Source organism: Streptomyces sp. NPDC008121, assembly GCF_042957155.1.
Lineage (GTDB): Bacteria > Actinomycetota > Actinomycetes > Streptomycetales > Streptomycetaceae > Streptomyces.
The window spans coordinates 677,576-690,844 of sequence record NZ_JBIBHT010000003.1 but is presented as its reverse complement, the minus strand read 5'-3'; the positions used below and the strand labels follow the sequence as shown (position 1 = coordinate 690,844).

The window sequence follows — 13,269 nt, the reverse complement described above, 5'->3', positions numbered from 1 at the left end:
GACGGCGGCCATTCCTCACTCGGCAGACAGCTGCGCCGCCTCCATTGGCGGCGCGTCCTCCAGCGTAGAGCGCGGCTCTCGGGCCGGGTCTGTGAGGTAAGGCTCAGTTCCGGGCGGGTGATGTCCGTATCGGCCAAGTGACACTCACGCTGCGTGTCTGCCCCTTCGCCCCGGGCGAGAGGTCCAGATTGTGCTCGTACGTGCCCTGCGCGCCGGCCGCCTGCTTCCGCGCCGCCGGGGCCTCGAACGTGTTCGGAGGACGAGCCATGGAACGTGCGGTACGGGAACGCCGGCCCCTGAGGCGGGCCGCGGCCCTCGGGCTGACCGCCCTGCTGTGGGCGGGTCTCACCCCCGCGCAGGCCGCGGCGGGCGGGGCGGATCCGGTCGGCAGGGCGTATTCCGGGGCCGCGCCGCCGCGTACCGCCCGGGTCCTGGCGCCCGATCCGGGCCAGGTGGTGGCCTGGGGGTCGAACGAGTACGGGCAGGTGGGCGACGCCTCGACCGTCGGCGCGACCCAGGGGCCGGTCGCGGTCTGCGGCGCCGCCCCCTGCCCCAAGGCGCTCGGCCAGGTGATCGCCGTGGAGGCGGGCTACCACCACAGCGTGGCCCTCGCCGCCGACGGCACGGTCTGGGCCTGGGGCAGCAACGCGACCGGGCAGTTGGGCGACGGCACCTACGTCAGCCGCCGGGCGCCCGTCCGGGTGGGCTCGCTGACGGGGGTGACCGCCCTCTCCGCCGGGCGGCTGCACACCCTGGCGCTGCGTTCGGACGGCACAGTCTGGGCCTGGGGGTACAACGGTCAGGGCCAGCTCGGCAACGGCACCACCACCGGCAGCAACGTCCCCGTCCAGGTCTGCGCCGAGAACACGGAGGCGGGGTGCACCAGCTTCCTCACCGGCGTCACCTCCCTCTCGGCCGGCTACGCCCACAGCCTCGCCGTCGGGACGCGCGGCGGGGTGCGCGCCTGGGGCGACAACCGCCACGGAGCCCTCGGCGACGGCACCACCGCACAGCGGCTCGTGCCCGTGCCCAGCCTGCTGACCAGCGGGGTACGCGGCGTCGCCGCGGGCCTCTTCTTCAGCCTCGGCGCGATGACGGACGGCACGGCCCGCGGCTGGGGCCAGAACTTCCACGGCCACCTCGGCGACGGCACCACCACCGACCGGACCGCGCCCGTGCGGGTCTGCGCGGTGGGGACGACGGCCGGCTGCACCGCCTTCCTCGGCGGTGTGGCGTCGGTGGCCGCGGGCGAGGACCACGGCCTGGCGGTGCTGTCGGACGGTGGCGTACGGGCCTGGGGCCGCAATAGCCAGGGCCAGCTGGGCGACGGTACGACGACGGACCGGTACACGCCGGTGCGCGTCTGCGGTACGGGGACCGGCGCCGGGTGCACCACGTTCCTCGGCGGGGCGACGGCCGTCGACGCCGGGTTCCGGTCCAGCCTGACCCGGCACTCCGACGGCACCGCCCGCCTCTGGGGGACCGGCAGGACCACCCCGAACCGCCTCTGCGCGGCCGCCCAGACGGCCGACTGCGCCCGGCCGCTGGAGGGCGTGGGCTCGGTCACCGCGGGCTTCGCGCACAGTCTGGCCGTCGTCCTGCCCCGCGCCGATCTGCGGGTCACGATCGCCCCGGACGCGTCCGTGGCGAGCGGCGACGGCCTGACGTACACGATCACGGTCCGCAACGACGGGCCGGCCGCCGCCGACGACGTGGTGCTCGACGGCAACCTGCCCGGCGAGGGACGGTTCGTCAGCGCGTCGCCCAGCCAGGGGAGTTGCACGGCCCTGCCGCGCGGCGGGTCGTCCGACACCGTGAGCTGCGCGCTCGGCCGCGTCGCCGCCCACGCGCAGGCGACCGTGACCGTCAGGGTCGCGGTCCGGGCCCCGTCGGGGTCGACGGTCACCCACACGGCGACGGTGGGCGCGGCCACGCCCGACCCGGATCCGAGCGACAACACCGCGTCCCTCCGGACGACGGTGGGCTGAAACCCGGTCAGGGCCGCCCGGGCGTCTGGCGGGTCCGGAGCGGGTCCGGAGCGGGTGCGGAACCGGCGGGGAGCCGGGTGCCGGCGCGGGTGGCGACTCGGCCGTTGTCCACACCGCCCGCGCGGTGGGCTAGTCGCGATCTATCGCGTTTCGCTAAGGTGGTGACGTGGACCTCGATAAGCAGCCTCAGAAGCCGGTCGCCCCCGCCGAGCCCGCCCCGGCGCCCGCCGCCGTCGGCGACTCCCTGAGGGCCTCGGACGCCGACCGGGACCGGATCGCGGACATCCTCCGGGACGCCCTGGCCGAGGGGCGGCTCGACGCCGAGGAGCATTCCGAGCGGATCGACGCCGTCTACCGCGCGAAGACCGTGGGCGAGCTGGAGCCCATCGTCCGCGACCTGCCCGCCGGCACCCATCCCCGCCCCACGCCCGAATCGGCGTACGCCTACGGCCCCGACGACGCCTCGGGCCCCGCGGACAATCTGGTGGCCGTCTTCTCCAGCACCACACGCAAGGGCCGTTGGCGCGTGGGCCGGCGGACCAACGCCTTCTCCCTCTTCGGCAACATCGAGATCGACCTGACCGAAGCCCTCTTCGCCCAGCGCCTCACCACCATCAACGCCACCTCCATCTTCGGCAACGTCGAGGTCCGGGTCCCGGAGAACATCACCCTGCGCGGCAACGGCACGGGCATCTTCGGCAACTTCGAGGTGGTGAACCTGGAGGGTGCCGACCCGCAGGCCCCCGTGGTCGTCATCAACGGCTATTCGGTGTTCGGCAACGTCGAGGCCAAGCCCAAGCGCGGCAAGTGGATCACCGACCTGCAGAACCAGGTGCGCAAGCACCTCGGCCACTGACCGGACGCACGCAGGGCGGCCCGGACGGTACGGAGGTGTCCGGGCGGTCGGGACGTGCCGGTGGTACGGACGTGCCCAGGCGGTCCGGCCGGCGCGGGGGCCGGTGTCGGCGCGGATCCGGGTGACCGGATTCCGCCCCTCGGATTCCGCACTCCGGAACTCCACGGCACGCGGTGCATAGGCGTACGCACAGCGGGTAAGGCTGCTGCATCGTCTCTCGCTCGCGAAGCCGTCGTCAGGAGTAGACCGTGCTGCATCCGCCGCATCAGCCCCTCCAGGTCGCTGCCGTCCCCCCTCAGCGTGCCCCCGCACGGGAGGACGAGGCAGGCCCCTGGCACACGGAGGCGGTGTGCCGCCGGGACGAGGCGGGGCTGTTCTTCGCCCCCTCGAAGGAGCCGACCGCCGCCCGGCTCTCCAGAGAGGAGGCCGCCAAGAGGGTCTGCGCCCGCTGCCCCGTGATGGTCGAGTGCCGGGAGCACGCGCTGCTCCAGCCGGAGCCGTACGGCGTGTGGGGCGGGTTGACCGCGGCCGAGCGCCGCGTGGTGCTCGCCCGGCGCCGGCGGCGCGAGGTGGAGCTGCGGAAGGCGGCGACGGACCGGATCGCCGCGGCCGGCTGACCTTCGGCCGACGGCCCCGGAGGCCATGCCCGTACGAGAAGGGGCGCCCCCACCGCACATGGGGGCGCCCCTCTTCGTACCTCGTACCTCTTCGTGACCGCCGGTGGGCCTCCGGCCTCCGGCAGGAGGCCGGGGCGGGGTGCTACTTCGCGCGGTCGAAGTCGATCTTGCTGTAGGCGCGCAGCTTCGCGAGCCGGTGCGTCGAGTCGATCTGGCGGATCGTGCCGGACTTCGAGCGCATCACCAGCGACGACGTGGTGGCCGTCTCCGAGCGGTAGCGCACGCCGCGCAGCAGCTCGCCGTCCGTGATGCCGGTCGCGACGAAGAACACGTTCTCGCCACTGACCAGGTCGTCCGTGGAGAGCACCCGGTCCAGGTCGTGGCCCGCGTCGATCGCCTTCTGGCGCTCGGCCTCGTCCTTCGGCCACAGCTTGCCCTGGATCACGCCGCCCAGGCACTTGATGGCGCAGGCCGAGATGATGCCTTCGGGCGTGCCGCCGATGCCGAGCAGCAGGTCGACGCCGGTGCCCTCGCGGACCGCCATGATCGAGCCGGCGACGTCGCCGTCGGAGATGAACTTGATCCGGGCGCCGGTCTCGCGGATCTCCTTGACGATGCCCTCGTGGCGGGGGCGGTCCAGGATGACGACCGTGACGTCCTCGGGGGCCATGTTCTTGGCCCGGGCGACCCGGCGGATGTTGACCGAGACCGGGGCGTTGATGTCGACGAAGTCGGCGGCCTCGGGGCCGGTGACCAGCTTGTCCATGTAGAAGACCGCGGACGGGTCGAACATGGTGCCGCGGTCGGCGGCGGCCAGGACGGCGATGGCGTTCGGCATGCCCTTGGCGTTGAGGGTGGTGCCGTCGATCGGGTCGACGGCGATGTCCACCTCGGCGCCGGTGCCGTCGCCGATGCGCTCCCCGTTGTAGAGCATGGGGGCTTCGTCCTTCTCGCCCTCGCCGATGACGACGACGCCGTTCATCGAGACGGTGGAGACGAGGGTCCGCATGGCGTTGACCGCGGCGCCGTCGGCGCCGATCTTGTCCCCGCGGCCGACCCAGCGGCCGGCGGCCATGGCGGCGGCCTCGGTGACACGTACCAGTTCGAGGGCGAGGTTGCGGTCGGGGGCCTCGGGCGAGACCTCGAGCTCGGACGGCAGATGATGCTCGGTCATCGGAGCGCACCTTTCTGTACGGCGACGGCCGGAATGGAGGGTGCTGCGACTCTATCGGTACGTCGACAAATTGAGCAGAGGGGTCCACGTATGAGCACGGGACCATGATGCGACCATGGGGGCGTGGCAGGTATGCGAGGCAGGCAGACGGTACGCGGGATGATCCAGTCCCTCGCGGTGATTTTGGTCGCCGCGGGCGTGATGTACTACTTCATCCCGCATGACGAGGACGCGAACCCGGTCCCGACCAAGGACTACCGGGTGGAGCTCCTGACGGCCCAGCGGGCGGCGCCCTATCCGGTGCTGGCTCCCGAGGGGCTCGGCGCGGACTGGAAGGCGACGGTCGTCTCGTACAAGCGCGAGCAGGGCGACACGTGGCGGCTGGGCTTCCTCGACCCGGACACGCAATACGTGGCCCTGTACCAGTCGACGTCGGAGCCGAAGAAGTTCGTCCCCGACGTGACGCAGCAGGCCGAGAACTCCGGGAAGACGCAGACGGTGGCCGGCCAGGTCTGGCAGCGCTGGGAGGGCCCGCACTACGACGCCCTGGTGCGCACGGACGGCAAGGCGACGACCGTGGTGACCGGCACGGCGTCGTTCGAGCGGCTGGCGGAGATGGCGGGCTCGCTGCGTGCGGGCAAGCCGGCCGGGCCGAGCAAGGTCTAGGTCCGGGTGTAGGTCCGGGCGAGGTGCGGGTGTCCGTCAGCCCTGCGGGGCGGACGGGAGACGGGAAAGGCCCCCGGCGCGATGCGCCGGGGGCCTTCGTCGTGCCGGATCCGGGAGGTTCCGGGTCGCGGCGCGGATGTCAGACGGTGGTGACGACCTCGTCGAAGCTCAGACGGGGGGAGCGCGGGAACCAGGCGTCCTCGCCGGGCTTGCCGATGTTGACGACCATCAGCGGGGTGTGGTCGCCGTCCAGGAACTCCTTCTGGACGCCGGCGAAGTCCAGGCCGGTCATCGGGCCGGCGGCCAGGCCGGCGGCGCGGACGCCGATGATGAAGTACGCGGCCTGGAGGGCGGCGTTGAGCAGCGCGGAGCCCTCGCGGGCCGGGCGCTCGGCGAAGAACATGTCCTTGGCCTGCGGGAAGTGCGGGAGCAGGGCCGGGAGCTCCTCGTGGAACTCGTTGTCGGCGGAGAGGATCGCCACGAGCGGGGCGGCGGCGGTCTTCGGCTGGTTGCCCTCGGCCATGTGCTTGACCAGACGCTCGCGGGCCTCGGGGGAGCGGACCAGGGTGATGCGCAGCGGGGTCTGGTTGAAGGCGGTCGGGCCGTACTTCACCAGGTCGTAGATCGCCTGCACCTGCTCGTCCGTCACCGGCTCGTCGGTGAAGGTGTTGGCGGTGCGGGCCTCGCGGAAGAGGAGGTCCTGGGCGGCGGGGTCAAGGGCGAGAGACATCTGCGTACCTTCCGGACAAGCAAGGGGTTCGAGCGATGTCCCGACCGTACGACGGCGATTGGTTAATTTTCAACTAAACAATGCGGATAGTGATCCGGTTCACAGGTAATCGGCGGAGCGCAGGGGCAGCCCAGGCCCCTGATCAGCCCCGTTCGTCGTCCGCCGCCTCCGCCGCGAGGGAGGCGTCGAGCCGCGCCCTGGCCCCTTCGAGCCAGCGCCGGCACACCTTCGCCAGCTCCTCGCCGCGCTCCCAGAGGGCGAGGGACTCCTCCAGGGTCGTGCCGCCCGCCTCCAAGCGCCGGACGACCTCGATCAGCTCGTCCCGCGCCTGCTCGTAGCCGAGCGCTGCCTCTTCCACCGTGCCTGCCATGCGCACCACCCTATGCGTGGGGTCGGACAAGGGATCACGATCCGTCCGCGTCGACCGGGCTCGTGGCGACCCGGTGCGCGGCGGCCTGGTGCGCCGCGACCGGGCCCGTGCCGTCCTCGCCCGTCTCGCTCGCGTCGGGGCGGTTCGCGTCGGCCTCGTTCGCGTCGGGGCGGTGCGGGGTGGGCGCCTCACCGTCGACGCGGCGGACCGCGAACTCGCCGGCCGCCACCCTGGCCCGCAGCTCCTCCGCCGCCCCCACCTCCTCCGGGCTGCGCACCACGGTTCCGTCCCCGCGCTGGAGCACCGCGTAGCCGCGCTCCATCGTCGCGGCCGGCGACAGGGCCCGTACCCGCGCGCGGGTGTGGGACAGCTCGGAGTCGGCCCGGTCGAGGAGGTGCCCGAGCGTCCGCCGGCTGCGCGCGAGGAGCGCGTCCAGCTCGTCCTCGCGCAGCTCCACCATCCGCTGCGGATGCTCCATGACCGGCCGCCCCAGGGCGTGCGCCAGCCCGCGCTCCTCGCGCTCCAGCAGCCCCCGTACGGTCCGCAGCGCCCGGTCCCGCAGTCCCTGCACCCGGTCCAGCTCCTCCCCGACGTCCGGCACGACCTTCTTGGCCGCGTCCGTCGGCGTGGAGGCCCGCAGGTCGGCGACCAGGTCGAGCAGCGGCGAGTCGGGTTCGTGGCCGATCGCGGAGACCACCGGCGTACGGCAGGCGGCGACGGCCCGGATCAACTGCTCGTCCGAGAACGGCAGCAGGTCCTCCACGCTGCCGCCGCCCCGCGCCACGATGATCACGTCCACCCCCTCGTGCGCGTCGAGCTCCTTGACGGCCTGGACCACCTGCGGCACGGCCTTCACACCCTGCACGGCGACGTTGCGGACCTCGAAGCGGACGGCCGGCCAGCGCCGCCGGGCGTTCTCCAGGACGTCCCGCTCGGCGGCGGAGGCACGGCCCGAGACCAGGCCGATGAGCTGGGGCAGGAACGGCAGGGGCTTCTTGCGGTCGAGCGCGAACAGCCCCTCGGCGCCGAGGCTCCGCTTCAGCTGTTCGAGGCGGGCCAGCAGCTCCCCGATGCCGACCGGCTTGATCTCCACGGCCCGCAGCGAGAGCTGTCCGCGCGGGGCGTACCACTCGGGCTTGGCGTGCACGACGACCCGCGCGCCCTCGGAGACGATGTCGGCGACGGCGTCGAAGACCTGGCGGTAGCAGGTGACGCCGATGGAGATGTCGTGCGACGGATCCCGCAGGGTCAGGAACACGACACCGGCGCCGGGGCGCCGCGACAGCTGCGTGATCTGCCCCTCGACCCACACGGCCCCGAGCCGGTCGATCCACCCCCCGATGAGCCGGGAGACCTCCCCGACGGGAATCGGAGCTTCGGCGGACGTGTTCAGAGCCATGCGCCGAGACTAGTGCCCCGCTCGGACATCGGAGGGACCCGCCGGGGGAGGCGCAGTACGGGCCCGACCCATCCCCCGTACGGGCCCGGCAGGCCCGGCTCCATCCCCAGTACGAGCGCGACAGGCCCGACCCATCCCCGGTACAGGCCCGGCCCCGCCCCCCGGGACGCCCGTGCCGAAGCCCACCCCGCCGGTGGAGGTCACCCCCGCCTTGTCGTCCCCTGCAACGCGAGGATCACCAGCCCCACGCCCAGCCAGATCACGCCCACCAGCTGCGCGGAGGTCGCCGCCTCCGCGATCACGGCCACGAGGATCGCCGCGCCCAGCACCGGCGCCACGATGTGCTTGAGCACGTGCGGCGGACCCTCCGCCCGCCGTACGGCGAACCAGCCCACCACGCTCGCGTGGAGCAGGACGAACGCCGTGAGCGCCCCGATGTCGACCACCGACACCAGGTGGTCGAGCCCGTCGTCCTGCCGCGCGGCCCACACCGCGGCGACCATCGTCACGGTCGCCGCGACCAGGAGGGCCACCCGCGGCACACCCGAATCCGTCCGGGCGAGGGCGCGCGGAAGCCGCCGGTCGCGGCCCATCGCGAAGAGGAGCCTGCCTCCCGCCGCCTGCCCCGCCAGCGCCGCGAACGCCGCGCCGATCGCCTTGGAGGCCGCCACCAGGTCGTGCAGCCAGCCGCCGACGGACGCGTCGACGGCGTCGTAGAAGGCCGAGCCCTGCTTCACGGGTTCGGCCGCCAGCTCCGCCGACGACACCGGTTCGAGGAGCGCCACCAGATACGTCTGGGCGATGAAGAGCACACCGGCGAGGGCGAGGCAGAACAGCACCGCCCGCGCGACCTTCGCCGAACCGCCGGTGACCTCCTCGGCGAAGGAGGCGATGGCGTCGAAGCCGAGGTACGACAGCACGGCCACCGACACCGCGCCGAACACGGCGGCGAGCGAGAACGACGCGTCACCGACGAGCGGCGACCACCAGTCGCGCCGTGCCCCGTCCCGTACGAGCACGGTCACGGCCGACGCGACGAAGATCAGCAGCACCACGATCTCCATCGCGAGCACCGCGAAGCCGACCCGCGCCGCCGCGCGTACGCCCCACAGGTTGAGGAGGGTCGTGATGATCACCGCGATCCCTGTCCACACCCACCGGTCGACCTCCGGAACCAGCGCCTCCATGGCGATCCCGGCGAAGAGGTAGGCCACGGCGGGGATGAGGAGGTAGTCGAGCATCGCCATCCACCCCGCGATGAAACCGGGGCCCTCGCCCAGCCCCTTGCGGGCGTAGGTGAAGACGGAACCCGCCTGCGGGGCGACCCGCACCATCAGGGCGTAGCTGAAGGCGGTGAACGCCATGGCGACCGTCGCGACGAGGTAGACCAGCGCCACCGCGCCGTGCGACTTGGCGTCGAGGGTGCCGAAGACGCCGACCGGGGCCATGGGCGCGATGAAGAGCAGTCCGTAGACGACGAGGTCACGGAAGCCGAGCGTCCGCCGGAGCCCGGTGTGCTCCGCGACCGGCGGATCCTGCGGTGATTCCTGCGCCATGGGGTCAGTCTCGGCCACGGAGCGGATCATCCGCCTGACCGACGCGACCGTACGAGCCCGTACGCGCCGCGACCCGCCCGTAGCGCGCACGACCCGCTCGTACGCGCGCGTGCGGAGGGCGACCGGGGCGGGTCGGGGTCGTGAGGGGGGCGTACGGGTGGCTGCGCGCCGGGGCCCTCATGGCGCGGCCTTACGATGGGACGCATGACTGCTACGCCCGCGACCAACCGCCCGAAGCGTGTCCTGCTCGCCGCTCCCCGCGGCTACTGCGCGGGCGTCGACCGTGCCGTGATCGCCGTGGAGAAGGCCCTGGAGCAGTACGGGTCGCCGATCTACGTCCGCCACGAGATCGTCCACAACAAGTACGTCGTCCAGACCCTGGAGCGGAAGGGCGCGATCTTCGTCGACCAGGCGACCGAGGTGCCCCCGGGCAACATCGTCATGTTCTCCGCGCACGGCGTGGCGCCGACGGTCCACGACGAGGCCCGGCAGGGCCGGCTCGCGACCATCGACGCGACCTGCCCGCTGGTCACCAAGGTGCACAAGGAGGCCGTCCGGTACGCCGACGCCGACTTCGACATCCTGCTGATCGGCCACGAGGGCCACGAGGAGGTCATCGGCACCTCCGGCGAGGCGCCCGACCACATCCAGCTGGTCGACGGCCCGGAGGACGTGGCGAAGGTGGAGGTGCGCGACCCGTCCAAGGTCGTCTGGCTCTCCCAGACGACCCTCTCCGTCGACGAGACGATGGAGACGGTGGACGCGCTGCAGGAGAAGTTCCCGCAGCTGATCTCCCCGCCGTCGAGCGACATCTGTTACGCCACGCAGAACCGGCAGATGGCCATCAAGGAGCTCGCCGGACAGGCGGAGCTGGTGATCGTGGTCGGCTCGAAGAACTCCTCGAACTCCATCCGCATGGTCGAGGTCGCCAAGCAGGCCGGTGTGCCGGAGGCGTACCTCGTCGACTTCGCGAGCGAGATCGACGAGGCGTGGCTGGAAGGCGTCACGACGGTCGGTCTCTCCTCGGGAGCCTCGGTGCCGGACGTCCTGGTCGAGGAGGTCCTGGTGTGGCTCTCCGAGCGCGGCTACGCCGACGTGGAGATCGTGAAGACCGCCGACGAGTCCCTGACGTTCTCGCTCCCGAAGGAGCTGCGCAACAAGGATCTGCGGGCGGAGGCCGCCGCGCTCCTGGAGGAGTGAACACCGGACGGCGTTTCCCCCTACCGTTGATTCCATGAACGTTTTCGGAGTGGACATCGGCGGCTCGGGCATCAAGGGCGCTCCCGTGGACCTGGAACGGGGAGCCCTCGCGGAACCGCGCCACAAGGTACTGACCCCGCATCCCGCGACGCCGGACGACATCGCGGGATGCGTCGCGGAGGTCGTGGAGCACTTCGGCTGGTCCGGGCCGGTGGGCGTCACCTTCCCCGGCGTCGTGACCGGCTCCACGATCCGTACGGCGGCCAACGTCGACAAGGGATGGGTCGGCGTCGACGCGGGCAAGCTGTTCGGGGACCGGCTCGGGGGCCGGGCGGTGACGGTCCTGAACGACGCGGACGCGGCCGGGGTCGCGGAGATGACCTTCGGCGCCGGGCGGGACCGTCAGGGCACGGTGATCATGCTGACGCTGGGTACGGGCATCGGCTCGGCCCTCTTCGTCGACGGGCGGCTCGTGCCGAACACCGAGCTGGGCCACCTGGAGCTGAAGGGGCACGACGCGGAGAAGCGTGCCTCGGTGAAGGCGAAGGAGGACGAGGACCTCAGCTGGGAGCACTGGGCGCGGCGGCTGCACAAGTACCTCGCGCACGTGGAGATGCTGTTCTCGCCGGATCTGTTCATCCTCGGCGGGGGAGTGAGCCGCAAGGCGGACAAGTTCCTGCCGCTGATCGAGGGCATCGAGGCCGAGATCGTCCCGGCGGCGCTGCAGAACGACGCGGGGATCGTGGGCGCGGCGATGGCGTCGAAGCGGAGCTGACGGCGCGCCCCGCCTTCGCCGCGCTTACGGGGCGGGGCGGCGGCGCTGGAGGGGGCGGGCGCCGGTGCGCCGGCGCCGCCCCATGTCCCGTACCTTCCGGACGCTGCTGATCAGACCCGCGACGAGCGTGCCCCCGTACAGCCACCCGGCGTGGACGGCGAGGGCGGTGACGACGGCCATCGCCTGGCCGCCGAAGCCGCCCGAGCCGCCGGCGATGGGGATGACGCCCACGGCGAAGGCGATGGGCACGCTGATCGGGGCCGTGACCAGGTCCGCGGTGCGGACCCAGAGCGCGGTGAGGGCGCTGACCGGGAGGAACAGCAGTCCGTACACGACCGGGGATCCGTCGAGGAGCAGCTGGTCGAGAAAGCCGAGCACGAGCATGACGGCGGAGGCGAAGAGCCCGGCGCCGAGACCGGTCAGGCGGGGACCGGGCAGCCGTTGGCCGGCGGACGCCGCGGGGGCGACGGGCTTGGGGCGGGCGGGCGCGGCGGCGCGCTCGACCCGGCCGCGGCCGGTGGGGCCGGGGCGGGCGGCGACGCGGTAGACGGCGGCGCCCTCGACGAGCGCGCCGGGCGGGGTCAGAGGGGCGTGCGGCCGCCGGCGGCCCTGAGGCTGACTTGTCCTGTGCTGCTCCACTCCACCAACGTAGGTCGGGTAGGGGTCGGTCACCGCCGTGGGACACGCCCTTTGGGTGACCTTGAAGTCGATATCGACCGAGAGTCGACGGGGAACGCACGTCGCTGGCCGGTTCGCCACGCCCGTAAACTGAGGGATCGGCCCACCGTCCACACCGTGGCCCACACCGCGTCCACCGCATCCATCGCTAGGGAAGTCGCCAACGTGTCGCTCACGATCGGAATCGTCGGCCTGCCGAATGTCGGCAAGTCGACCCTGTTCAACGCCCTGACCAAGAACGACGTGCTGGCGGCCAACTACCCGTTCGCCACGATCGAGCCCAACGTCGGCGTGGTCGGGGTTCCCGACCCCCGCCTGACGAAGCTGGCGGAGATCTTCAGCTCGCAGCGGGTCCTGCCGGCGACGGTCGACTTCGTCGACATCGCGGGCATCGTCCGCGGCGCGAGCGAGGGCGAGGGCCTGGGCAACAAGTTCCTCGCGAACATCCGCGAGTCGGACGCGATCTGCCAGGTCATCCGGGCCTTCAAGGACGAGAACGTCGTCCACGTCGACGGCAAGGTCTCGCCGAAGGACGACATCGAGACGATCAACACCGAGCTGATCCTCGCGGACCTGCAGACGATCGAGAAGGTCCTGCCGCGCCTGGCGAAGGAGGCGCGGATCAAGAAGGACGTGGCGCCGAAGGTCGCGGCGGTCGAGGCGGCGAAGGAGATCCTGGAGAAGGGCGACACCCTCTTCTCGCAGGGCATCTTGCAGGGCTCGGAGAAGGCGGAGCTGCTGCACGACCTGCACCTGCTGACGACGAAGCCCTTCCTCTACGTGTTCAACGTGGACGAGGACGAGCTGACGGACGACGCCTTCAAGGACGAGCAGCGCGCGCTGGTCGCCCCGGCCGAGGCGATCTTCCTCAACGCCAAGCTGGAGCAGGACCTCGCCGAGCTCGACGAGGAGGACGCCATGGAGCTCCTCCAGTCCGTCGGCGCCGAGGAGCCGGGCCTGGCGACCCTCGCCCGCGTGGGCTTCGACACCCTGGGCCTCCAGACCTACCTCACGGCGGGCCCGAAGGAGTCCCGCGCCTGGACGATCAAGAAGGGCGCGACGGCCCCCGAGGCGGCCGGCGTGATCCACACGGACTTCCAGAAGGGCTTCATCAAGGCCGAGGTCATCTCCTTCGCGGACCTGGTCGAAACGGGCTCGGTGGCGGAGGCCCGCGCGGCGGGCAAGGCGCGCATGGAGGGCAAGGAGTACGTGATGCAGGACGGTGACGTGGTGGAGTTCCGCTTCAACGTGTGATCGGCT

General features: G+C 72.2%; 13 protein-coding genes. 7 read left to right on the top strand and 6 right to left on the bottom strand.

Annotation, left to right across the window (positions count from 1 at the left end; genetic code table 11):
* Positions 1-266 precede the first annotated feature (266 nt).
* From ACFZBD_RS13155 to ACFZBD_RS13145, 3 genes are all read left to right on the top strand, one after another.
* Entirely contained in the window at positions 267-1,988 is a 1,722-nt protein-coding gene (locus tag ACFZBD_RS13155) for a hypothetical protein (RefSeq protein WP_391139433.1), read from the top strand.
* Positions 1,989-2,154: 166 nt separating this feature from the next.
* Positions 2,155-2,844 carry a DUF1707 domain-containing protein gene (locus ACFZBD_RS13150; RefSeq protein WP_391139432.1) on the top strand — a complete coding sequence of 230 codons (690 nt, stop codon included), beginning with the start codon at positions 2,155-2,157 and terminating at the stop codon, positions 2,842-2,844.
* Positions 2,845-3,092: 248 nt separating this feature from the next.
* Positions 3,093-3,461, top strand: coding sequence for a WhiB family transcriptional regulator (locus tag ACFZBD_RS13145; RefSeq protein WP_391139431.1), 369 nt, complete (start codon positions 3,093-3,095; stop codon positions 3,459-3,461).
* Positions 3,462-3,603: 142 nt separating this feature from the next.
* Here the strand turns inward: ACFZBD_RS13145 and glpX are convergent, their stop codons facing one another.
* Complete coding sequence (glpX, locus tag ACFZBD_RS13140; RefSeq protein WP_391139430.1) at positions 3,604-4,635, bottom strand: class II fructose-bisphosphatase; 1,032 nt, start codon at positions 4,633-4,635, stop codon at positions 3,604-3,606.
* A gap of 123 nt (positions 4,636-4,758) precedes the next feature.
* Between glpX and ACFZBD_RS13135 the strand changes: the two genes are divergently transcribed.
* Positions 4,759-5,301 carry a DUF4245 family protein gene (locus ACFZBD_RS13135; protein ID WP_391139429.1) on the top strand — a complete coding sequence of 181 codons (543 nt, stop codon included), beginning with the start codon at positions 4,759-4,761 and terminating at the stop codon, positions 5,299-5,301.
* Positions 5,302-5,440: 139 nt separating this feature from the next.
* On the opposite strand, the gene ACFZBD_RS13130 is transcribed toward ACFZBD_RS13135, so the two are convergent.
* From ACFZBD_RS13130 to ACFZBD_RS13115, 4 genes are all read right to left on the bottom strand, one after another.
* A complete protein-coding gene (locus tag ACFZBD_RS13130) occupies positions 5,441-6,031 on the bottom strand; it encodes a malonic semialdehyde reductase (RefSeq protein WP_391139428.1) in 591 nt (196 codons plus the stop codon).
* Between the two features lie 142 nt (positions 6,032-6,173).
* Positions 6,174-6,401 (bottom strand): exodeoxyribonuclease VII small subunit, encoded by a 228-nt coding sequence (locus ACFZBD_RS13125; protein WP_391139427.1) that lies wholly within the window; start codon positions 6,399-6,401, stop codon positions 6,174-6,176.
* A 34-nt stretch (positions 6,402-6,435) separates the two neighbouring features.
* Complete coding sequence (gene xseA / locus ACFZBD_RS13120; RefSeq protein WP_391139426.1) at positions 6,436-7,800, bottom strand: exodeoxyribonuclease VII large subunit; 1,365 nt, start codon at positions 7,798-7,800, stop codon at positions 6,436-6,438.
* Between the two features lie 200 nt (positions 7,801-8,000).
* The gene (locus ACFZBD_RS13115) at positions 8,001-9,356 is read right to left on the bottom strand and encodes an amino acid permease (protein ID WP_391139680.1); all 1,356 of its coding nucleotides are present in this window, start codon (positions 9,354-9,356) and stop codon (positions 8,001-8,003) included.
* A gap of 195 nt (positions 9,357-9,551) precedes the next feature.
* Between ACFZBD_RS13115 and ACFZBD_RS13110 the strand changes: the two genes are divergently transcribed.
* Both ACFZBD_RS13110 and ppgK read left to right on the top strand, forming a co-directional pair.
* Positions 9,552-10,556 (top strand): 4-hydroxy-3-methylbut-2-enyl diphosphate reductase, encoded by a 1,005-nt coding sequence (locus tag ACFZBD_RS13110; RefSeq protein WP_391139425.1) that lies wholly within the window; start codon positions 9,552-9,554, stop codon positions 10,554-10,556.
* Between the two features lie 34 nt (positions 10,557-10,590).
* Complete coding sequence (gene ppgK / locus ACFZBD_RS13105; RefSeq protein WP_391139424.1) at positions 10,591-11,331, top strand: polyphosphate--glucose phosphotransferase; 741 nt, start codon at positions 10,591-10,593, stop codon at positions 11,329-11,331.
* 24 nt (positions 11,332-11,355) lie between these two features.
* Here ppgK and ACFZBD_RS13100 read toward each other — a convergent pair whose 3' ends face one another.
* Positions 11,356-11,970 carry a DUF6542 domain-containing protein gene (locus ACFZBD_RS13100; protein ID WP_391139423.1) on the bottom strand — a complete coding sequence of 205 codons (615 nt, stop codon included), beginning with the start codon at positions 11,968-11,970 and terminating at the stop codon, positions 11,356-11,358.
* Positions 11,971-12,174: 204 nt separating this feature from the next.
* Here ACFZBD_RS13100 and ychF point away from each other — a divergent pair, with 204 nt between their 5' ends.
* Complete coding sequence (gene ychF, locus ACFZBD_RS13095) at positions 12,175-13,263, top strand: redox-regulated ATPase YchF (protein ID WP_391139422.1); 1,089 nt, start codon at positions 12,175-12,177, stop codon at positions 13,261-13,263.
* Positions 13,264-13,269: the final 6 nt, after the last annotated feature.